The sequence below is a fragment of the Nonomuraea sp. MTCD27 genome, assembly GCF_041950495.1.
GTDB lineage: Bacteria > Actinomycetota > Actinomycetes > Streptosporangiales > Streptosporangiaceae > Nonomuraea.
In genome coordinates, this window is the sequence record NZ_JBGNUW010000041.1 from 1 (window position 1) to 18,514 (window position 18,514).

An 18,514-nucleotide genomic window follows, 5' to 3' on the forward strand; every position below is an offset into this window, starting at 1 on the left:
GGGGGGGGGGGGGGGGGGGCGGGCCCTTGGCGCGTCGGCCCCGCGGGTGGCGCGCTGGCTGGGCGACATCCGTACCTACTTCCCCTCCACCGTCGTCCAGGTCATGCAGAAGGACGCGATCGAGCTGCTGAACCTCACCAGGCTCCTGTTGGAGCCCGAGATGCTCGAGGCGGTGGAGCCGGACGTGCACCTGGTCGGCACCCTGCTGGCGCTCAACAAGGTGATGCCCGACCAGGCCCGCGAATCCGCCCGGGCCCTGGTGCGCAAGGTGGTGACGGAGCTGGAGCGCCGGCTGACCCAGAAGACCAGGGCGGCCGTGACCGGCGCGCTCGACCGCTCGGCCAGGACCCACCGCCCCAAGCGGGTGGCCGACATCGACTGGGACCGGACGATCAGGGCGAACCTCAAGAACTACCTGCCCGAGCGGAACACCGTGGTCCCCTCCCGGCTCGTCGGCTACGCGCGCAGGCAGCGGTCGGTGCAGCGCGAGGTGGTGCTGTGCATCGACCAGAGCGGGTCGATGGCGGCCTCGGTGGTCTATTCGAGCGTGTTCGGGGCGGTGCTGGCGTCGATGCGGTCGCTGAAGACGTCGCTCGTGGTGTTCGACACGGCGGTGGTGGACCTCACCGACCGGCTGCACGATCCGGTGGAGCTGCTGTTCGGGACCCAGCTCGGCGGCGGCACCGACATCAACCGGGCCATCGCCTACGGCCAGGGGCTCATCACCCGGCCGGCCGACTCGATCTTCATCCTGATCAGCGACCTGTACGAGGGCGGCGTCAGGCAGGAGATGCTGCGCAGGGTGGCGGCGATGACGCAGGCCGGCGTACAGGTGATCGTGCTGCTCGCGCTGTCCGACGAGGGCGCGCCGTTCTACGACCACGAGAACGCGGCCGCGCTGGCCGCGATGGGCGTGCCCGCGTTCGCGTGCACGCCCGACGCCTTCCCCGACCTGATGGCGGCCGCCATCGAGCGGCGCGACATCGCCCGGTGGGCCGAACGCCACACCGCTCCCTGACCGTCAGGCACCCTGCTGTTCCGGCCTGGCCCGCCGGGGCAGCAGGTACGACAGCGCGAACGTCAGGGCCAGCAGTCCCACCTCGACCCACACCGTGGCCTGCATCGAGGCGCCGAAGCTCCATTCGCTGCCGAGCAGGTTGAAGAACAGCGTGCCGAGCACGGCGGTGCCGAGCGCGCCGCCGAGCTGCTGGACGCCGGTCAGCGTGCCCGAGGCGGAGCCCGACTCGTGCGGCTCGACCCCGGCCAGCACGATGTCGAAGAACGGCGCCATGGTCAGGCCCATCCCGATGCCGACCAGGGCCAGGCCTGGGGCGAGCTGCCAGCTGCCGACCTCCATCCCGGCCAGGTGGATGGTCATCGCCAGCACGGCGGCGCCGGCGGCCATCACGACGGTGCCGATCTGCAGCAGGCCGCGGCCGAGCTTCTCCTGCAGCCCCGCCATGGCCAGGCCGAACCCGACGACGCCGCCCAGCGCCTGCGGCAGCCCGGTCAGGCCGGCCTCGAGCGGGGTGAAGCCGAGCCCCGCCTGCGTGTAGAGGCTGAAGACCAGGCCGAAGCCCATGATGCCGGAGAAGAAGGCCAGGCCGGCCACCATCCCGCCGGTGAAGGCCCGCTTGCGGAACAGGGTGGGCGTGATCAGCGGGTCGCGGCCGGAGGCGGCGCGGCGGGACTCGTACCGGCCGAAGACGGCGAACATCACGATCGAGGCGGCCATCGAGGCGAACGTCCAGGCCGGCCAGCCCAGCTCGCGGCCCTGGATCAGCGGGAAGACCAGCAGGAACGCGGCCGCCGAGACGAGCGCCACGCCGGGCAGGTCGAGCCTGGTGGCGTTGGCCAGGCGGTGTTCAGGCAGGAAGCGCAGCGCGGCGAGCACGGCGGCCAGGCCGATCGGCAGGTTGATCAGGAAGATCATGCGCCAGCCCGTGCCGAAGAAGTCGGCGTCCACCAGCCAGCCGGCCAGGACGGGCCCGCCGACGGAGGAGATGGTCATCACCGGCCCGAACATGCCGAACGCCTTGCCCAGCTCCTGCGGCGGGAACATCTCCTTGATCAGCCCCAGGCCCTGCGGGATCAGCACGGCCCCGAACAGGCCCTGCAACACCCGGCTGGCGATCAGCATCTCGGGGGTGACCGACACGCCGCACAGCAGGGAGGCGACGGTGAAGCCGCAGGCGCCGATCACGAACATGCGCTTCCTGCCGTACAGGTCGCCGAGCCGGCCACCGGTGATCAGGCCGACGGCCATGGCCAGGGTGTAGCCGGCGCCGAGCCACTGCACGAGGCTCTCGGAGCCGCCCAGCTCCTTCTGGATCGTGGGGGCGGCGATGGTGGTCACGAGCGCGTCGAGCAGATCCATGACCTCGGCGGCCAGGATCACGAACAGGGCGACCCAGCGCCAGCGATAGGGCTGGACCTCGGTCGTCGCCGCTGAGGCGGTGACTGTCATCGGCAAACTCCTTCATAACGGTGTTCTATGGACGAACGGTGTTCGTCACGAACACTGTTTTAGTGACGAACAGTGTTCGTGTCAAGTACAGTGTTCGTATGGCGGATGGCAAGGAAGACGGTCGGAGCGAGGTGCCCGCGCCCCCGTGGCGCAAGGCGCGCCGGACGGCGCAGCCCAAGCGGCAGCTCAGCCAGGACCTGATCATCGAGACCGGCCTGCGGATCCTCGACGCCGAGGGCCTCGACGCGCTGAGCATGAGACGGGTGGCCCAGGAGCTCGACACCGGCCCCGCCTCGCTCTACGCGCACGTGGCCGGCAAGGACGAGCTGCTCGAGCTGGTCTACGACCGCGTGCTCGGCGAGATCCGGCTGCCCGAGCGCGACGCGGGCCGCTGGAAGGAGCAGCTGCGGACGTACGCCATGGAGGTGCACCGCGTGCTGGCCGCGCACGCCGACGTGGCCAGGGCGGCGCTGGCCAACATCCCGTCGGGGGAGAACTCCGTCCGCGCCGGCGAGTTCCTCTTCGGGCTGCTGATCGAGGCCGGGATGCCCCCGAGCGAGGCGTCCCTGGCGATGGACCGGCTCTCCCTCTACATCGTCGGCGACGCCTACGAGGGCTCCCTGCACTACGCGCGGATGCGCGCGGCCGGGCTGCAGAGCAAGCAGGAATACTTCGAGGCGTTCGTCGGCCAGATCGCCGGCTACTACCGCGCGCTGCCCTCGGATCGGTTCCCGCACGTGAGCAAATACGTGGACGACCTGGTCGCCGGCGACGGTGAAGATCGCTTCCGCTACGGCCTCGAACTGCTGCTGGACGGCATCCAGGCCCGCATGCCCACGTCCTAGACCCGCCTTGGGGCCCGCCTTAGGCCCAATTCCCTAGGCCCCGCGCCCGATGTGCCGGGCCGGGCCCGGCCATAGCTTTCGGTCATGACAACGACGACTGTTGAGAAAGCCGCGGCGGGCGTGGTGTCCCCGCAGTACCGGGCGCTGAGCATCGGCCTGGTCGCCCTGGTCATGTTGCAGGCATTCGAGGCGATGGCGGTGGCCACGGCGATGCCCGTGGTGGCGCGCGATCTCGACGGCATGCCGCTGTACAACCTGGCCTTCAGCGCCACCTTGGCAGCCAGTGTGATCGCGACGGTGCTGGGCGGGCGGTGGAGCGACGTACGGGGGCCGCTCCAGCCCATCGTGGCCGGCGTGGCGGCGTTCGTGGCCGGGTTGCTGCTGGCCGGGTTCGCGCCGAACATGGAGCTGTTCGTGGCGGGCAGGTTCGTGCAGGGCATCGGCACCGGATTCACGCAGGTCGCCCTGTACGTGCTGGTCGCCAGGGTGTATCCACCGGCGATGCATCCCAAGGTGTTCGCCCTGTTCTCGGCGGCCTGGGTGGTGCCCTCCATGATCGGCCCCGCCATCGCCGGTTTCGTGGTCGAGAACCTCGACTGGCGGTGGATCTTCCTGGGCGTCACGTTCATCGTCATCCCGGCGGCGGTGCTGCTCTGGCACGGCACCGCCGGCAAGGTCGACGGCAGCATCGCCACGGAGCCCGCCTCCGGCCTCGGCCGCAAGCTCGTCTACGCCACGCTGACCGCTGTCGCCGCCGCCCTGATCCAGTACGGCAGCGCGCTCGGGCTGGCCGGCCTGCCCCTGCTCGTCATCGGCGCGGCCCTGCTGGTCACGGCCCTGCCCAAGCTGCTGCTGCCCGGCTCGCTCCGGGCCGCCCGCGGCCTGCCGACGGGGCCCGTGCTGCGCGGCCTGGCGTTCGGCTCGTACACGGCGGCCGAGGTGCTCATCCCGCTCATGCTGATGAACGAGCGCGGCCTGAGCGCCACCGCCGCGGGCGTGGTGCTGACCGTCGGGGCGCTCGGCTGGTCCACCGGCTCCTGGATCAAGGGGCGCGGCCTGATCAGCGACATGACGGCCATCCGGGGCGGCGCCGCCATGATCGCCCTCGGGATCGCGATGGTGAGCCTGGTCCTCGTCGACTTCGTGCCGCTCGCGGTGGCGTACGTGGCGATGGCCATCGTCGGCCTCGGCATCGGCGCGCTGCACCCCACCGTGTCGGTGCTGGTGCTGGAGATGTCCAAGGAGGGCGAGGAGGGCAACAACAGCGCGGCCGTGGGCGTGGGTGAGTCGGTGTTCACCGTCATGGCCGTCGCGGTCAGCGGCGCCCTGTTCACCGCCGCCGCGCAGAACTACGCGGCCGGTCTCGCCTTCAGCGTCGCGCTGGCCGTTCTGGGCGTCATCCTGGCCCCGCGTTTTGTGCACTCCCCGGCAGCGGGCACTATGGAGGAAACCGCGTCATAAAAGGGGGGTACATGCCGCGAGTGCGGGAGCTTGAGGTTTTCCGGCTGGTCCTGCCGTTCGGCAGGAGGTCGGAGAGCCTGCTCGTCAAGCTCACCGACCACGGCGGGATGACGGGCTGGGGTGAGGCCACCGCCCCCCAGGCGAAGACCTGGTCCAGACTGGAGGAGTCGCTGGCCGCGCTGCTGATCGGCGTCGACTGGGAGCATCCCGACCAGGTGCCGAGCGGTGACTCCGCGGTGGACATGGCCTGCTGGGACCTGTGGACGCGGATGCGCGGGGTGCCGCTCGCCGAGGCGATCGGCGGCACCCGTACGTCGCTCATCGCGACCGTGCGGCTGGCGCCCGACCCGTCCGTGGAGAGCCTCGTGGCCCGGGTCAACCAGCAGGTCTGCGCCGGCTACGGGCACGTCACGCTGGACGTCCGGCCCGGCTGGGACGTGGAGCCCGTACGCGCGGTGCGGCAGGCGTACCCTGCCCTGACGCTGGCCGTCGACGGCGGCAACGCCTACACCGACCTCGAACAGCTCGTCGCCCTCGACTCCTACGGCCTCGAGGTCATCGAGCGGCCCTTCCCGGTCGCCGACACCTGCTCCCACGCCTCGCTCCAGGACCAGGTGGCCGCCTCGGTGGCGGTCGAGGCCGGCTCGACCGCCGAGCTGGACGACTACCTGACGCTGCGGGCGGCGCGGGTCCTGCTGCTGCGGCCGTCCTCGTTCCCGTCGTTGTCGGAGGCCAGGCGCGCGCACGACCGGGCCGCCGCGGCGGGCTGGGACATCCAGTGCACGGGCGGCCAGGGGGCCGGGCTGGCCCGGGCGGCGACGGTGGCGGTCGCCAGCCTGCCCGGCTGCACGCTGCCGTGCGACGTCACGCAGCCGCCGCGGCAGAACCAGATCGTCACGCCGATCGTGGGGGCGAACGCCGGGGTCATCGCGGTCCCGCTGACGCAGTCGGGGCTCGGGCACGACATCGACGAGACGCGGCTGCGGCGGATGTCCCGGGAGTCCTTCCACGCGTGACGCCCGCGCGATCGGGCCCGCCTGCCGTCGACCCCGGACTTCGGGATCTCAAGGGGGCGGGCCTTGGAGCTGACCCGAGGGCGGATCACACGCGTCCTGCTGACGAAGGACCTGTCCTGCTTCCTGCCCGAACGGGGGAAGATGGCCGTCGGGTCGGTCCTCATCTGCGGTGTGGCGGTCGCTGCCCGCCCCTTCCGCCGAAGAGCTGGGCCGAGAGATGGTCGCAGGCGACGACCTCGTCGGTGAACCGCCGGAGGTCGCGCTTGCCGCCGCGTTCGAAGAAGAAGACCTGCCAGACCTGGCCCTGCCTCCGGATGCGCCAGGTGCTCTCGCCGGGCTGCTCCATGACCCGGAAGTCGCAGGGGCTGGCGCCTCGCCGCAGGAGCGCCGCCCGCAACCCGGCCGCCGTGCCGTCGGCGGGGCGGGTCAGCTGGTCGTAGAGGTGGTGGCAGGCCGTGCTCTCGTCCTTGAACCGCCGCGGGTAGAACGTCTGGCCGCGGTGGCGATAGAACACCTTCCACGCCTGCTTGGTTCGGGTGAGACACCAGGCGTCGTCGGCCGGGCGGTCCAGGATGCGGTACCGGTCCGGGGGGATGCCGGCTGTGGCGAGCGCGCGGCGCAGGCCCTCGACGTTCATGGACGCGAGACGTTCATGGGCGGGAGATGGGGTTCCCGGCCTCGTCCCACCACTCCTGGCTCACCAGCCGTCCGCGATCGAGGTGGACCTCGTGGGCGAGTTGTCCGTTGGCGTGCCATTCCCGCTCGTGAACGGGGAGCCCATAGTCGTAGACGCGCTCCAGCCGCAGCCCGCCGCCGGGCCACCATGCGCGTTCCGGTCCGTCCTGGATCCCGTTCTTGAAAGTCGTCTCGCCGAGCAGTGTGCCGTCGTCCCTGGTCTCGACGGCGACACCCGTGAGCCACACCCCGTTGTAGGTCACACGGTCTTCCTCGGACTCGTACGTGTCATCGAGCGGCACACGAAGCATGATCATGTCGCCTTGCCTGGAATCGAGTCGATCGGGCCCAGAATAGCCGTGCAGTTCGGACAGCAGGGGGCGGGTGATCCGGCGCCGCCGCCGAACAGTCGCCGGTTGTCGATGACGATCTCGGACAGATGGGCCTCGCTGGTGGGGGCGCCGATTGCCTCCCTGGCCCAGAGCGCCTTGTTCGTCGCCACCACCTCCGAGTGCGTGCCGAGTGTGTCCGGATGCGGCAAGCCGCCCTGAGTTCCGTCCCTGTAGGTGTAGGCCGTCGGATTGCGGTCGGCGTAGTCCTGAAGCTCGCCGACCCTGCGCTGCAGTGTTGGGTGCAGGTCGGTGGGGATGTTGTGAGCGATCGTCCCATTGTCGGCTTCGAAGAGCAGTCCGGTCCGCCGATCGAAGGCGAGGGAGTGCATCCTCCCGGTCGCGGAGCGGCGGAAGTTGTCCGGGTCCGTGTGCCGCAGCTCTCGGTAGAGCGCATTGCGCTGATCGATGACCTGCTGCACGTATTCGTGGACCGGCTGTCCGTTCACCCGGTTGATCAGTACACCGAGCCGGGGACGTATCAGCGGCGTGGGTAAGGGATGCTCGGTTCGTTGCAAGGCCGAGGGAGCCTCCGCCAGCCGCCGAGCGGCCCGGTCCGGTCGGAGGCGTGGGGCCCCTGTCAGCGGGCGGCCCATGAGGCGGCCGGCGCCGTGGCGGATCGCCGTCGCGGCGCCCCGGAGGCCGCCGGCCAGCACCATTCCCTGGGCCAGCAGCCCCGCGCTCTTGCCGCCGGGAAACATGCCGATCCCGTCCAGGATGACCTGACCGAGGCCCGCCTTGCCCTGGCGGTACTTGTTCAGCGAGTCGGCGAACACGATCGCGCCCGCGACCACCACCGCGCCCACCAGGAACGCCCCGGCGAGCCCGCCGGTGCCGATGACCAGCAGGGCGATCCCGGCGACCATGGCGACGTTGCGGGCCAGGTTGACGAAGTCGTCCCAGGAGCGGAACGGGGTCGAGACCGTGTCCCATGCCTTGGCCAGCCACGACTTGTTCTGGATGCCGCTCCCGGCCAGCGCCCGCTCGATCTCGTCGACCGCCCGGGACTCGGCGTCCGCGCGCAGGGCGGCGGCCTCGTCGGCCACCCTGCGGGCCCGCGTACGGTCCGCGTCGGCGTTCCTGGCCCGCTGCACCGCCGGTCGTACCGTGGCCTGGACGGCGGGGTCGGCGGCGGTGACGGCCTGCTCGACGTCGGTGAGCGTGCGCAGACCGGCGGCGGCCGGGAGGCGGGCGGAGACCTCGCGCAGCGCCCCCTGATACTGCTCGTGGGCCGCCGCGCCCTGCCGCAGCGCGACACCCGAGCGCGCCTTGGCCTGCTCCAGGCTGCCCGCGTACGTCATCAGCGCGTCCCCCGCGCCCCGGTAGGCCTTGCCCAGCTTGGCCAGCTCGGCCGGCAGCACGGCCAGCGCCTCGGTGTAGGCGGCCGCGTAGTCGCCGCGCATCCGCAGGGCGGAGCTGCCGCCCGATACCGTGTTCAGCCGGGCCGTGTTGGTGTCGGCCAGTTCGGCCTGGTCGAGCAGGCCGCGGGCGAGCGTGCGCACTTGCCCGGGGTCGCCCGGGGCGGGGTCGTCGGCGAGCCCCAGCACCTGCCATCCCGTCGGCATCCCCATGACGCCCCCTCCACGTGGCCGCGCCTATGGAGGGGTGTACGCGTTCGCGGCCACGCCGGGTTCAACGCCGGTGCGAGCAGGTATGGGGCCTCAGGACGGCAGCGAGCGCAGGCTGACGCCCCCGATGATGTCGGTCAGGCCGTAGAGGCGGGCGCCCACATCGAGGAAGGCGTCGTGGACGTGGTGCACGCGCTCCAGCAGCCCACCTGTGGGCGTGCTCGCGGCGGCGATCGGCGCGAGGGCGGTGATGAGGGCGGCGGTGGCGAGCAGGTGAGCTCGGCGGCGCATGTTCGGACCTCCTGAGTAGCGTACGGTGACGACGTCGCCCAGGAGATCACGTTCCGTCGCGACCCCGGCGGGTACGCCACAGCGCCAAGGCCCGTTCTTTACGCACGGACACGCGCCCGCCGCTGTGCCACCTTGGCGGACGAGGCCGTCCAGGTGTTGCACGAGGCGGAGTCGCCGGTGCCGAAGCCCTGCTTGAGCCAGTGGCGCGTGGAGGACGCCTTGCCCCGGAAGCGATCGCCCGCACACCGCCCGGCCTCCCCTGCCGGGAGACCCGCGTCAGGTCAGGGCGGCCTCCAGGAGCAGCGTGCCGGCTCCTTGCAGGGCCGCGTCCCGGCCCGCCCTGGCCGGCGCTATCTCCAGGTCCCTCGTCGCCAGCGGGAGGCAGCGCTCCCACACGGCCGCCCTGATCGAGGTGAGCAGGGGTTCGGCGGCCGAGAGGCTGCCGCCCACCGCCACCACGTCCGGGTTGAAGAAGTTCACCAGGACCGTCAGGACCTCACCCATGCGGCGGCCCGCGTTGCGCACCAGGCTGGTGGCCTCCGGGACGGCGTCGTTGACCAGGGTGACGATGTCGGCGGGGCGGGTCACCTCGATGCCGGCCTCCGCCAGGGCGGACATGAGGGCGGCGCCGCTGGCGTACGCCTCCAGGCAGTCGGGGTGGCCGCAGGCGCACAGGATCGAGGAGTCCGAGCGCACCCGTACGTGGCTGATGTCCCCGGCCGCGCCCCTGCCCCTGTGCAGGTGGCCGTTGACGATGACGCCGCAGCCGATGCCGGTGCCGGCCTTGACGACCATCAGGTTCTCGCTGCCGGGCCACCATCTGGCCTCGCCGGCGGCCATCAGGTTGGCGTCGTTCTCCACGAGGACGGGCAGGTCGTAGCGGGTGGCCAGGTGTTCGGCGACCGGGAACTCGTTCCAGCCGGGCATGCGGGACGGGGTGACGACCCGCAGGGTGGCGGGGTCCACGGGGCCGGGGATGCCGGTGCCCACCCCGCGCAGCGGGACGTCGGCCGGGACGTGCTCGGCCAGCAGGGCGTCGAACGCGTCGGCGATGCGGTCGAGGGTGCGGCGGGGGCCCTCGGCGATCTCGCAGCGGCGTTCCTCGATGACGATGGGGACGCCGCTGAGGTCGAGCAGGCCGAGGCGTACGTGATGCGCCCCCAGGTCGGCCACGGCCAGCACGCCCGCGCCGGGGGACAGGCGCAGGCGGCGGGGGCGGCGGCCGCCCCGCGAGGTGCCCGCGCCCTCCTCGGCCAGGAGGCCCGCGTCGATGAGCTCCTCGACGCGGAGCGAGACGCTGGAGGCCGCCAGACCCGATAAGCGGGCCAGGTCGGCGCGGGACTCGGCCCTGCCGGTGGCGACGAGTCGCAGCAGGTCGCCCTGTGCCCCCTGCACGGGCAGCCGCTGGTTCATGTGAGATAACTACCATGTCCAGACTTCCGCCGACAACGTATTGACTTGCTACGAAATTTCCCACTACGGTCCCGCTTATCTTCGAAATCGAAGGAAGTGAGCTGTTCATGAAGAGATTCGTCGCCGTCGCCGCCGTCTCCCTGTTAGCCCTGGCGGCCTGCGGGGAGTCGAGCAGCCCAGCCGTACCGGGAGAGCCGAAGCAGCAGAGTGACGTGCTCGCCAAGGCACCCGTCGCGGCGGCCGCCGACATCCTGCCGGGCTCGACCATGGAGAAGATCAAGCAGCGTGGCGAGCTCCTCGTGGGCGGCTCGCTGGACGCGCCCCTGCTCTCCCAGCAGAACCCCGTCACCGGCGAGGTCGAGGGGTTCGACGCGGAGATGGGCAAGGCGCTGGCCAAGTACATCCTGGGCGAGCCCAAGGTCAAGATCGTCAACTCGGCGTCGGAGACCCGGGAGGCGCTGCTGGCCAACGGCACCGTGGACGTCGTCTTCCAGACGTACACGATCACCGAGGAACGCGCGAAGCAGGTCGCGTTCGCGGGCCCGTACTACACCTCGGGCCTGACGATCGCGGTGAAGAAGGGCACGACCGGCATCGCCAAGCCGGAGGACCTCAACGGCAAGAAGGTCCTGGCGGGCGCGAACACCCCGGCCATCCCGGCGATCAAGAAGCTGGCGCCGCAGGCGGAGATCATCACGTTCGGCAGCGACCCCGAGTGCGTCCAGGCGCTCAAGCAGGACCGGGGCGTGGCGTACGTGCAGGACGAGACGATCCTCATCGCCGACGCGAAGAAGGACCCGTCGATCGAGATCGTGACGAAGCCGTTCACCGTGGACCCGTACGGGATCGGCCTCAAGCACGGCGACGACCAGTTCAAGAAGTTCGTCAACGACTGGCTGAAGAAGACCCAGGACACCGGCGTCTGGCAGGAGATCTGGAAGAAGTCCATCGGCACCGTGGTCACCGGTGAGGCTCCACAGCCGCCGCAGATCGGCTCCGTGCCGGGATCCTGATGTCCGTCCTCCTCGAACACCTGCCGGAGCTGTGGCAGGGACTGATCGTGACGTTCCAGCTCACCGCCGCGTCGTTCGCCGGCGCGGCGGTGCTGGGCGTGCTGGTCTGCGCCCTGCGCGTGAGCCCGGTCGGGGTGCTGCGCGCGATCGGCACGGCGTACGTGGAGACGTTCCAGAACCTCCCGCTGCTCGTGCTGCTGGTCCTGGCCTTCTTCGGCCTGCCGGAGATCGGGATCAAGGCCGAGCCGCTGGTGACGGCGTTCGTGGTCATCGCCGTGTACGAGGCCGCCTACATCGGCGAGGCCCTGCGCTCGGGCGTGAACTCGGTGTCGAAGGGGCAGGGCGAGGCGGCCAGGGCGATCGGGCTGACGTTCGGCCAGTCACTGCGGCACGTCATCCTGCCCCAGGCGCTGCGCACGGTCGTGCAGCCGCTCGGCAACATCTTCATCGCGACCACCATGAACACCGCCCTGGCGGCGGCCGTCGGCGTGGTCGACCTGACGGCGGCCGCGCACCGCGTGAACCTGGTCGAGGCCCAGCCCATCCCGATCTTCGTGGGCGCGGGCGTGGCCTACGCGCTGATCGCCGCCGCCGCCGGGTTCGTGACCGGCCGGCTCGAACGCAGGCTGGTGATCCTGCGATGAGCGTGCTCTTCGACGAGCCGGGGCCGAAGGCGCGCGGGCGCATCCGGATGGCCACCGTGCTCGGCACGCTGGCCGCCGTGGTGCTCGTCGTGCTGGCCGTGCGGCAGTTCGCGGCGAACGGGCAGCTCGACGCGGCTCGTTGGCAGCCGTACGGGACCTGGCCGATGTGGCGCTACCTGCTGGACGGGTTGTGGTCCACGTTCCTGGCGGCGGTCGTCTCGGCGGCGCTGTCCATGGCGCTGGGCGTGGCCCTGGCGCTGGGGCGGCTGTCGCCGCGGGCGTGGGTGCGCCTGCCGTCGGCCGCGTACGTCGAGGTGGTCCGGGTCGTCCCGGCGCTGCTGCTGGTGTACGTGGTGCTGTTCGCGCTGCCGCGCTACGGGCTCGACCTGCCGCTGTTCTGGAAGCTGGTGGTGCCGCTGACGGTCTCGAACGCGGCCGCGTACGCCGAGATCTTCCGCGCCGGCATCGGCTCGATCGAGCGCGGCCAGACGGAGGCGGGCCTGGCCGTCGGCCTGACGCGGTTCCAGGCGATGCGCCTGATCGTGCTGCCGCAGGCGGCCCGCCGCGTGCTGCCGTCGATCGTCAGCCAGTCGGTGGGCCTGCTCAAGGACACCTCGCTCGGTTTCGTCGTCAGCTACGGCGAGCTGCTCTACAGCGGCAAGGTCCTGGCCGCCTACAACGGCCTGCTCATCCAGACGTATCTGGTCGTCGCGCTGATATACCTGGTGGTCAACGCGTCGCTGTCCAAGCTGGCCCGCACGCTGGAGGCCCGCCAGCCCGTCACGCTCAGAAGGAGAACCGCAGGTGCCTGACCTAGCCGTGCTCGCCGAGGTGGTCCGCTCGGGATTCGTGGAGAGCGTCCACTACGGCAGCGCCGTCGGCCTGGATCCGTCGGGACGCGCCGAGGTGGCGCTCGGCCGGGTGGAGGCGCCGGTGCTGCCGCGCTCGTCGGCCAAGCCGTTCCAGGCGCTGGCCTGCCTGAAGGCGGGCGCGGCGCTGGCGGGCCCGCGGCTGGCGATCGCGGCCGGCAGCCACACCGGCGAGGACTTCCACGTGAGCCTGGTTCGCGAGCTGCTCGCGGACTACGGCCTCGACACCGGCGCGCTGGCCTGCCCGCCGTCGTGGCCGGAGGACCGGGCCACCATGGAGGAGCTCATCAGGCGGGGCCAGGACGTCTCCCGCGAGCGTATGAACTGCTCCGGCAAGCACGCCGCCATGCTGGCCGCCAGCGTGGCCAACGACTGGGACGTGCCCGGCTACCTCTCGCCCGACCACCCCCTGCAGCTCGGCGTGCGGTCGGTCACCGAGGAGCTGGCCGGGGAGAAGGCCGCGCACGTGGCGGTGGACGGCTGCGGGGCGCCGCTGTTCGGCCTGTCGCTCACCGGGCTGGCGCGGGCCGTGCAGGCGCTGGTGCTGGCCGCGCCGGGCAGCGCGCCGCGCCAGGTCGCCGACGCGATGCGCGAGCACCCCGAGTACGTCGGCGGCACCGGCCACCAGAACACCGAGCTGATGCGGGCCCTGCCCGGCGCCGTGGTCAAGGGCGGCGCGGAGGGCGTGCTGGTGGCGGCGCTGGAGTCGGGTCACACGGTCGCCGTCAAGGTCATCGACGGCAGCCCGCGCGCCACCACGGCCGTCGCGCTGTCCGTGCTGCGCCTGATGGGGTGCGACGTGAGCGGGGCGGCGGCGTACGAGCAGGTGGACGTGCTGGGCGGCGGCGTCCCGGTGGGACGGATCGTCACCCGTCTCTGACGCCCTTCGGGCCCGGTTTCTAGCCCTTGGCCGACGAGGGGCCGCACCCCTCCGTGAGCCCCTTCGTCGGGTCGTCCTCGCCGGGCTGCTTCTCCTGCTTCTTCGCGGTCCTCCGCGGTGAGGGAGAGACCGACGGCGAGGACGAGGGGCTGGCTGAGGCGGCGACGGGCGCCTTGGGACGGGCCGAGTCTCGCACCGCCTTCTCCGCGATGTCCCGGATCTTGTCCCAGTCGGGATAGCCGGTGTTGATCACCGGCGGTACGAACTGCACGCTCGACACCTCGGCGTTCTTGACCTTGAGCGCCAGCGGCACGAGGTGCTTGAGCATCGGCCGCGGGATGTCGGTCCTGATCAGCTCCTTGGTGGCCAGCGCGATCTGGTTGAACCTGGTCAGCACCGTCGCCGGGTCCGCCTGGGTGAGGATGGCGCCGAGCACGCACCGCTGGCGGCGCATGCGGGTGTAGTCGTCGCTGTAGGTGCGCGAGCGGGCGTACCACATGGCGTCGGCGCCCTTGAGCTTGCGCGTGCCGGCCTTGACCAGGCCCTCGTTGTACTTGCCGAACACGACGTCCTGCTCGACGGTGATCGTGACGCCGCCGATGGCGTCGATGAGGCGGGCGAAGCCCCACATGTTGACCAGGGCGTACCAGTCGACCTTGAGGCCGAGCGTGTAGCCGATCGTGTCCATCAGCACCTTGGGGCCCTGGTGCTGCTTGCCGCCGAAGATCTCCGGGTGCGCGTCGGCGTACTCCCAGACGCTGTTGAGCAGGTCGCTGCTGCCGCCGTTGGCGTCCTTGGGCAGGTCGAAGCCGTTGGGGAAGTGCCGTGCCATCGGCGTGCCGGGGCGGAAGCGGACGTCCTCCAGGTTGCGCGGCAGGCTGAACAGCACGGTGTTGCCGGTCTTCACGTCGACGCTGGCCAGGTTCATGCTGTCGGTACGCACGCCGATCCGGTTGTCGTCGGCGTCGCCGCCCAGCAGCAGGATGTTGACCCGCTCCCGCCCCGCCCAGGGGTCCTCGGGCTTGGGCTCGGGCGCCGGGCTCTCCCCCTCGTTCTCGGGCGTCTGGAAGATGTCGTTGAGGGCCTGCCGCGACGCGGAGGCGGTCTGCGCGGCCCACCCGAACGGCACCACCACCACGACGGCGAGCAGCCCCGCCATGGTGCCGGTGAGGATCTGCCCCGACTGCGGCAGCCGGCCGGGCCGCAGCACGACGAACGAGTGCACGATCAGCCCGAACCAGAGCAACCCCAGCACGATGGTGCCGACCATGATGGAGGTGAGCCAGGAGTCCTGGGTCGCCGAGCCGGCCAGGGCGCCGATGTCGTTCATCAGGACGAACGCGAGCAGGCCCAGCAGCGCGGCGGCGTAGCAGGAGATGAGGACGAGGCCGGTCCTGCGCCAGCCGGCGCGCAGATGAGCGGCCCCAGGCACGAGTGCCGCCAGCACCAGCCACCCGAGGACCGCTCCGGCGCCCATCGGTTCCTTACCCTGCCGCACGCCTTCCCCGTTTCCCCGCGAATTCCACCATAGGCGCAAACTCCGCAACCTGCGGTGAACCGCACGGGTGCGGTCGCCTCAGGCCGCCATAGAGGCGGCAGCCTACGCATCAGATACGAAATATGTCTTTATCAGAGGGTGAACATCAGTAACCGAATAAGATTCGGGGCATGGCCTTCTCTGAGATCGAGTACGGGGTGACCGATCGCATCGCCACCGTCACATTGAAGCGTCCGGAACGGCTCAACGCGTTCACCTTTACGATGCGTGGAGAGTTGATCGAGGCGTTCGACCTGGCCGACGCCGACGACGACGTACGCGCGGTGGTGGTCACCGGGGCCGGCCGCGCGTTCTGCGCCGGGGCCGACCTGGGCGGCGGCGGGGGCACGTTCGGGCACCGGGGCGGGCACCGGGGCGGGCACCCGGGCGGCGAGGGCGAGACCGTGGACGGCGCTCCGCGCGACGGCGGCGGCACGGTCGCGCTCAGGATCGCCCGCTCGCTGAAGCCCGTCATCGGCGCGATCAACGGCCCGGCCGTGGGCGTCGGGGTGACGATGACCCTGCCCATGGACGTCCGGCTGGCCTCCGAGACGGCCAAGTTCGGGTTCGTGTTCGCCCGGCGCGGCATCGTCGCCGAGGCCGCCTCCAGCTGGTTCCTGCCCAGGATCGTGGGCATCGCCCAGGCCATGGAGTGGGCCACGACCGGCCGCGTCTTCCCCGCCTCCGAGGCGCTCGAAGGGCGGCTGGTCTCGCGCGTCCACCCGGCGGAGGAGCTGCTGCCGGCCGCGTACGCGCTGGCCCGCGAGATCGCCGACAACACCTCGGCCGTCTCCGTGGCCGCCATCCGCCGGCTGATGTGGTCGGGCCTGTCGGCGTCCTCGCCCTGGGAGGCGCACGCGGCCGACTCCCGGCTCATGGCCGAGCTGGGCGGGGCGCCCGACTCCATCGAGGGCGTGACGGCGTTCCTGGAGAAGCGGCCGGCCGACTTCCCGATGAAGGTCGGCAAGGACCTGCCGCCCGGTGTGCCGTCGTGGCCGGACGATCCCTATGGTGTCTGACATGTACGAGATCACCGTGCTGCCGATGCCCGACGACTTCGAGGGCGAGGTCGTGGCCACGCTGGTGTCCAGGAGAGCCGCGGCCCCTTCCCGCAGGGCGGTCCTCTACCTGCACGGATTCACCGACTACTTCTTCCAGGACCACCTGGCCGAGCACTACGTCCAGCGCGGCATCGACTTCTACGCCCTCGACCTGCGCAAATACGGCCGCTCGCTGCTCCCGCACCAGACCAGGGGCCTGATCAGGAGCGTCACCGACTACTTCCCCGAGATCGACGAGGCCGTCCGCCTCATCCGCGCCGGCCACGACGAGCTGACGATCAACGCCCACTCGACCGGCGGGCTGATCGCGCCCCTGTGGGCCGACCGGGTCCGGGGGCGGGGCCTGGTGCAGGGGCTCGTGCTCAACAGCCCGTTCTTCGACCTCAACGTGTCCACGCCGCTGCGGCTGGCCACCGACCTGCTCAGGACGCCGCTGTCGTACACGCGCCGGGTGCTCCCGCTCGGCGTCAGCACCGTCTACGGGCAGACGCTGCACCGCAGCGAGCAGGGCGAGTGGGACTACGACCTCGAGCTCAAGCCGCTGGGCGGCTTCTCGGTGCACGCCATGTGGCTGGCCGCCATCCGGCGGGCGCAGCGGCGGCTGCACGCGGGCCTGTCGGTGGACGTGCCGGTCCTCGTCCTCGCCTCCGCCAGCGGGCTGCAGGTGAGCGACTTCGTGCCGGAGGCGCGCTCGGCCGACGTCGTGCTCGACCCCCGCCAGATCGCCCGCTGGTCCACCGCGCTCGGGCCCCACGTGACCTGCGTACGCATCCCGGACGGCCTGCACGACCTGGTGCTGTCGGCCGAGCCCGCGCGCAAGCAGGTGTTCGCCGAGATCGACCGCTGGATGAGCGCCTATGTCTACCAGGGGAACGAGAACAACCCGTAGTAGGCCGCCGCCACCAGCAGCAGCCCGTTGCCGCCGAGCACGCCCGCGACCGCCACGTGCTGCCACCGGCTCGGCTGCATGCCCTCGCGCAGCGCCGACACGAACGCCGCCACCGCCGTGACCTCCTGGATCAGCATCAGCACCGCCAGCACGCGCACGACCAGCCAGCCGGCCAGCACGGCGGGCCAGGCCCCGGCCTGGTTGACCGAGAACAGCACCAGCACCGTGATGAACGCCACCACCGAGGCCAGCAGGCCCAGGCCGGTCCACGCCATCCGGCTCAGCCGGCGCCTGATCGGCCGCCACAGCCTGGCGTTGGTCTCGACGGGGGTCTGCTTGCGGTGGCGCAGGCGTACGACCATGGCCGCGACCGGGCCGGCCACGTAGCCGACGGCGGCCAGGCAGATCGTCAGCCCGAGCATGGTGCCGCCGGCGTACCAGGGGGCGGCGGGCACGTCGCTGGCCTCGAACCGCTGGACGGGAGTGGCGCCCGCCATGTGCACCGCGGGCCGGGCCGTGTCCGGCAGTCCCTTGATCCAGTTGGCCAGGGTCTCCAGGTAGCCCTTGGTGAAGGGACCGCCGTGGACCCGCATGGCGTGGTCGCCGTCGGCCATGAAGCGGATCGTGTAGTTGTCGTTGCCCGCCTTGCCGAGCGCCGTGATGAGCGCCTTGGTCGACTCGACGAAGGGGATCGAGGGGTCGGTGGTGCCGTAGAACGCCAGGACCGGCTGCTTGACCTGGCTTAAGGCGGGCATCGCGTCGTAGCGCAGGAAGTGGAAGCCGACCCCGCCCATCGCCCTGGTCAGCAGGTCACGGGCACCGATCGGGGCCCGCAGCCGCAGGAGCTGCTCGTTCAGCGCCCAGGCGACCTGGCGCAGCGGGGAGACGTTCGGGGACGACACCAGCACCATGAAGCCCACGGCCGAGCTCTTGGCCGCCGCGATCGGCACCACCCAGCCGCCCTCGGACACGCCCCACAGGCCGACGCGCGTGGGGTCGACCTCCGGACGCGTACGCAGGTATTCCACCATCCGCAGCGCGTCGTCGGCGAGCAGCCCGAAGTCCCGCTCGCGGAAGTTGTAGCCGATCGTGCGCTTGTCGAACGCGATCGTCACCACGCCCGCCTTGGCCAGGAACTCCGCCTGCGGCGTGAACTCCGTACGGGAGCCGTTGCCCGACCCCGACACGAACACCATCGCCGGATGCCGCCCGGGAGTGAGGGGCGCCCGGAGCGTGCCTTCCAGGCGCTGGCCCTCTCCCTGGAGGGAGATCTCCTCGCGGCGGATCGGATCGACGGCCACCACCGGCTTCAGCTCGCCCGCCGGCTGCGCCGGGATGGCCTGGAAGGCTGGATCGGCCTTGAGCGGCGGCGGGTCGAACGCGGGTGGCAGGACGTAACCGACCGACGCGAGAGCCACCAGCACCAGACCGGCGGCCACGCTCAAGGTGCCACGGCCAGTGCGCATTGGCCTCCCCATGTGCGTTGGTTTGCCCGC

The 18,514-nt window shown here is 71.4% G+C and carries 18 protein-coding genes; 10 read left to right on the plus strand and 8 right to left on the minus strand.

Annotated elements, in window-relative coordinates; genetic code table 11:
• Nucleotides 1-1,018 (plus strand): VWA domain-containing protein (locus tag ACBJ59_RS59450; RefSeq protein WP_375118781.1); only part of this gene is annotated, 1,018 nt, incomplete at its 5' end.
• 3 nt (nucleotides 1,019-1,021) lie between these two features.
• Here ACBJ59_RS59450 and ACBJ59_RS59455 read toward each other — a convergent pair.
• On the minus strand, nucleotides 1,022-2,467 hold the full coding sequence (locus ACBJ59_RS59455; RefSeq protein WP_375118782.1) for an MFS transporter: 1,446 nt from the start codon (nucleotides 2,465-2,467) through the stop codon (nucleotides 1,022-1,024).
• A gap of 98 nt (nucleotides 2,468-2,565) precedes the next feature.
• Here ACBJ59_RS59455 and ACBJ59_RS59460 point away from each other — a divergent pair, with 98 nt between their 5' ends.
• The 3 genes from ACBJ59_RS59460 (at nucleotide 2,566) to ACBJ59_RS59470 (ending at nucleotide 5,789) form a co-directional block, all read left to right on the plus strand.
• A complete protein-coding gene (locus tag ACBJ59_RS59460; RefSeq protein WP_375118783.1) occupies nucleotides 2,566-3,312 on the plus strand; it encodes a TetR/AcrR family transcriptional regulator in 747 nt (248 codons plus the stop codon).
• An 84-nt stretch (nucleotides 3,313-3,396) separates the two neighbouring features.
• Nucleotides 3,397-4,773 carry an MFS transporter gene (locus tag ACBJ59_RS59465; protein ID WP_375118784.1) on the plus strand — a complete coding sequence of 459 codons (1,377 nt, stop codon included), beginning with the start codon at nucleotides 3,397-3,399 and terminating at the stop codon, nucleotides 4,771-4,773.
• Nucleotides 4,774-4,784: 11 nt separating this feature from the next.
• Nucleotides 4,785-5,789: an enolase C-terminal domain-like protein gene (locus ACBJ59_RS59470; protein ID WP_375118785.1), complete on the plus strand. Its 1,005-nt coding sequence runs from the start codon at nucleotides 4,785-4,787 to the stop codon at nucleotides 5,787-5,789.
• Nucleotides 5,790-5,949: 160 nt separating this feature from the next.
• Here the strand turns inward: ACBJ59_RS59470 and ACBJ59_RS59475 are convergent, their stop codons facing one another.
• The 5 genes from ACBJ59_RS59475 to ACBJ59_RS59495 form a co-directional block, all read right to left on the minus strand.
• Complete coding sequence (locus ACBJ59_RS59475) at nucleotides 5,950-6,426, minus strand: hypothetical protein (RefSeq protein WP_375118786.1); 477 nt, start codon at nucleotides 6,424-6,426, stop codon at nucleotides 5,950-5,952.
• Between the two features lie 13 nt (nucleotides 6,427-6,439).
• Complete coding sequence (locus tag ACBJ59_RS59480) at nucleotides 6,440-6,781, minus strand: toxin-antitoxin system YwqK family antitoxin (RefSeq protein WP_375118787.1); 342 nt, start codon at nucleotides 6,779-6,781, stop codon at nucleotides 6,440-6,442.
• On the minus strand, nucleotides 6,778-8,424 hold the full coding sequence (locus ACBJ59_RS59485) for a hypothetical protein (RefSeq protein ID WP_375118788.1): 1,647 nt from the start codon (nucleotides 8,422-8,424) through the stop codon (nucleotides 6,778-6,780). Before ACBJ59_RS59485 ends, ACBJ59_RS59480 begins: the two co-directional genes overlap by 4 nt.
• Nucleotides 8,425-8,514: 90 nt before the next feature.
• Nucleotides 8,515-8,712 carry a hypothetical protein gene (locus ACBJ59_RS59490; protein ID WP_375118789.1) on the minus strand — a complete coding sequence of 66 codons (198 nt, stop codon included), beginning with the start codon at nucleotides 8,710-8,712 and terminating at the stop codon, nucleotides 8,515-8,517.
• Between the two features lie 276 nt (nucleotides 8,713-8,988).
• Complete coding sequence (locus ACBJ59_RS59495; protein WP_375118790.1) at nucleotides 8,989-10,125, minus strand: ROK family protein; 1,137 nt, start codon at nucleotides 10,123-10,125, stop codon at nucleotides 8,989-8,991.
• Nucleotides 10,126-10,232: 107 nt separating this feature from the next.
• Here ACBJ59_RS59495 and ACBJ59_RS59500 point away from each other — a divergent pair, with 107 nt between their 5' ends.
• Genes ACBJ59_RS59500 through ACBJ59_RS59515 form a run of 4 tightly spaced genes read left to right on the plus strand, consistent with a single transcriptional unit; the run spans nucleotide 10,233 to nucleotide 13,531 of the window.
• Complete coding sequence (locus tag ACBJ59_RS59500) at nucleotides 10,233-11,138, plus strand: glutamate ABC transporter substrate-binding protein (RefSeq protein WP_364117494.1); 906 nt, start codon at nucleotides 10,233-10,235, stop codon at nucleotides 11,136-11,138.
• Nucleotides 11,138-11,782, plus strand: coding sequence for an amino acid ABC transporter permease (locus ACBJ59_RS59505; RefSeq protein ID WP_364117495.1), 645 nt, complete (start codon nucleotides 11,138-11,140; stop codon nucleotides 11,780-11,782). Before ACBJ59_RS59500 ends, ACBJ59_RS59505 begins: the two co-directional genes overlap by 1 nt.
• Entirely contained in the window at nucleotides 11,779-12,594 is an 816-nt protein-coding gene (locus ACBJ59_RS59510; RefSeq protein ID WP_375118791.1) for an amino acid ABC transporter permease, read from the plus strand. Before ACBJ59_RS59505 ends, ACBJ59_RS59510 begins: the two co-directional genes overlap by 4 nt.
• Nucleotides 12,587-13,531: an asparaginase gene (locus ACBJ59_RS59515; RefSeq protein ID WP_375118792.1), complete on the plus strand. Its 945-nt coding sequence runs from the start codon at nucleotides 12,587-12,589 to the stop codon at nucleotides 13,529-13,531. Before ACBJ59_RS59510 ends, ACBJ59_RS59515 begins: the two co-directional genes overlap by 8 nt.
• 19 nt (nucleotides 13,532-13,550) lie before the next feature.
• Here ACBJ59_RS59515 and ACBJ59_RS59520 read toward each other — a convergent pair whose 3' ends face one another.
• Entirely contained in the window at nucleotides 13,551-15,008 is a 1,458-nt protein-coding gene (locus ACBJ59_RS59520; protein WP_375118793.1) for an LCP family protein, read from the minus strand.
• A 191-nt stretch (nucleotides 15,009-15,199) separates the two neighbouring features.
• On the opposite strand from ACBJ59_RS59520, the gene ACBJ59_RS59525 reads away from it, so the two are divergent.
• Entirely contained in the window at nucleotides 15,200-16,087 is an 888-nt protein-coding gene (locus tag ACBJ59_RS59525; protein WP_375118794.1) for an enoyl-CoA hydratase-related protein, read from the plus strand.
• Nucleotide 16,088: 1 nt separating this feature from the next.
• Nucleotides 16,089-17,018: an alpha/beta hydrolase gene (locus ACBJ59_RS59530; protein ID WP_375118795.1), complete on the plus strand. Its 930-nt coding sequence runs from the start codon at nucleotides 16,089-16,091 to the stop codon at nucleotides 17,016-17,018.
• On the opposite strand, the gene ACBJ59_RS59535 is transcribed toward ACBJ59_RS59530, so the two are convergent.
• The gene (locus ACBJ59_RS59535) at nucleotides 16,991-18,484 is read right to left on the minus strand and encodes an alpha/beta hydrolase family protein (protein ID WP_375118796.1); all 1,494 of its coding nucleotides are present in this window, start codon (nucleotides 18,482-18,484) and stop codon (nucleotides 16,991-16,993) included. The two genes, ACBJ59_RS59530 and ACBJ59_RS59535, sit on opposite strands and share 28 nt — an antisense overlap.
• Between the last annotated feature and the right edge of the window lie 30 nt (nucleotides 18,485-18,514).

Bases quoted from the DNA above. Each gene is read 5' to 3' on its own strand.
- ACBJ59_RS59475 (WP_375118786.1), bottom strand. From the start codon at position 6,426: ATGAACGTCGAGGGCCTGCGCCGCGCGCTCGCCACAGCCGGCATCCCC.
- ACBJ59_RS59530 (WP_375118795.1), top strand. From the start codon at position 16,089: ATGTACGAGATCACCGTGCTGCCGATGCCCGACGACTTCGAGGGCGAG.
- ACBJ59_RS59460 (WP_375118783.1), top strand. From the start codon at position 2,566: ATGGCGGATGGCAAGGAAGACGGTCGGAGCGAGGTGCCCGCGCCCCCG.
- ACBJ59_RS59505 (WP_364117495.1), top strand. From the start codon at position 11,138: ATGTCCGTCCTCCTCGAACACCTGCCGGAGCTGTGGCAGGGACTGATC.
- ACBJ59_RS59490 (WP_375118789.1), bottom strand. From the start codon at position 8,712: ATGCGCCGCCGAGCTCACCTGCTCGCCACCGCCGCCCTCATCACCGCC.
- ACBJ59_RS59500 (WP_364117494.1), top strand. From the start codon at position 10,233: ATGAAGAGATTCGTCGCCGTCGCCGCCGTCTCCCTGTTAGCCCTGGCG.
- ACBJ59_RS59520 (WP_375118793.1), bottom strand. From the start codon at position 15,008: ATGGGCGCCGGAGCGGTCCTCGGGTGGCTGGTGCTGGCGGCACTCGTG.
- ACBJ59_RS59455 (WP_375118782.1), bottom strand. From the start codon at position 2,467: ATGACAGTCACCGCCTCAGCGGCGACGACCGAGGTCCAGCCCTATCGC.
- ACBJ59_RS59495 (WP_375118790.1), bottom strand. From the start codon at position 10,125: ATGAACCAGCGGCTGCCCGTGCAGGGGGCACAGGGCGACCTGCTGCGA.
- ACBJ59_RS59470 (WP_375118785.1), top strand. From the start codon at position 4,785: ATGCCGCGAGTGCGGGAGCTTGAGGTTTTCCGGCTGGTCCTGCCGTTC.
- ACBJ59_RS59485 (WP_375118788.1), bottom strand. From the start codon at position 8,424: ATGGGGATGCCGACGGGATGGCAGGTGCTGGGGCTCGCCGACGACCCC.
- ACBJ59_RS59480 (WP_375118787.1), bottom strand. From the start codon at position 6,781: ATGATCATGCTTCGTGTGCCGCTCGATGACACGTACGAGTCCGAGGAA.
- ACBJ59_RS59465 (WP_375118784.1), top strand. From the start codon at position 3,397: ATGACAACGACGACTGTTGAGAAAGCCGCGGCGGGCGTGGTGTCCCCG.
- ACBJ59_RS59525 (WP_375118794.1), top strand. From the start codon at position 15,200: ATGGCCTTCTCTGAGATCGAGTACGGGGTGACCGATCGCATCGCCACC.
- ACBJ59_RS59535 (WP_375118796.1), bottom strand. From the start codon at position 18,484: ATGCGCACTGGCCGTGGCACCTTGAGCGTGGCCGCCGGTCTGGTGCTG.
- ACBJ59_RS59510 (WP_375118791.1), top strand. From the start codon at position 11,779: ATGAGCGTGCTCTTCGACGAGCCGGGGCCGAAGGCGCGCGGGCGCATC.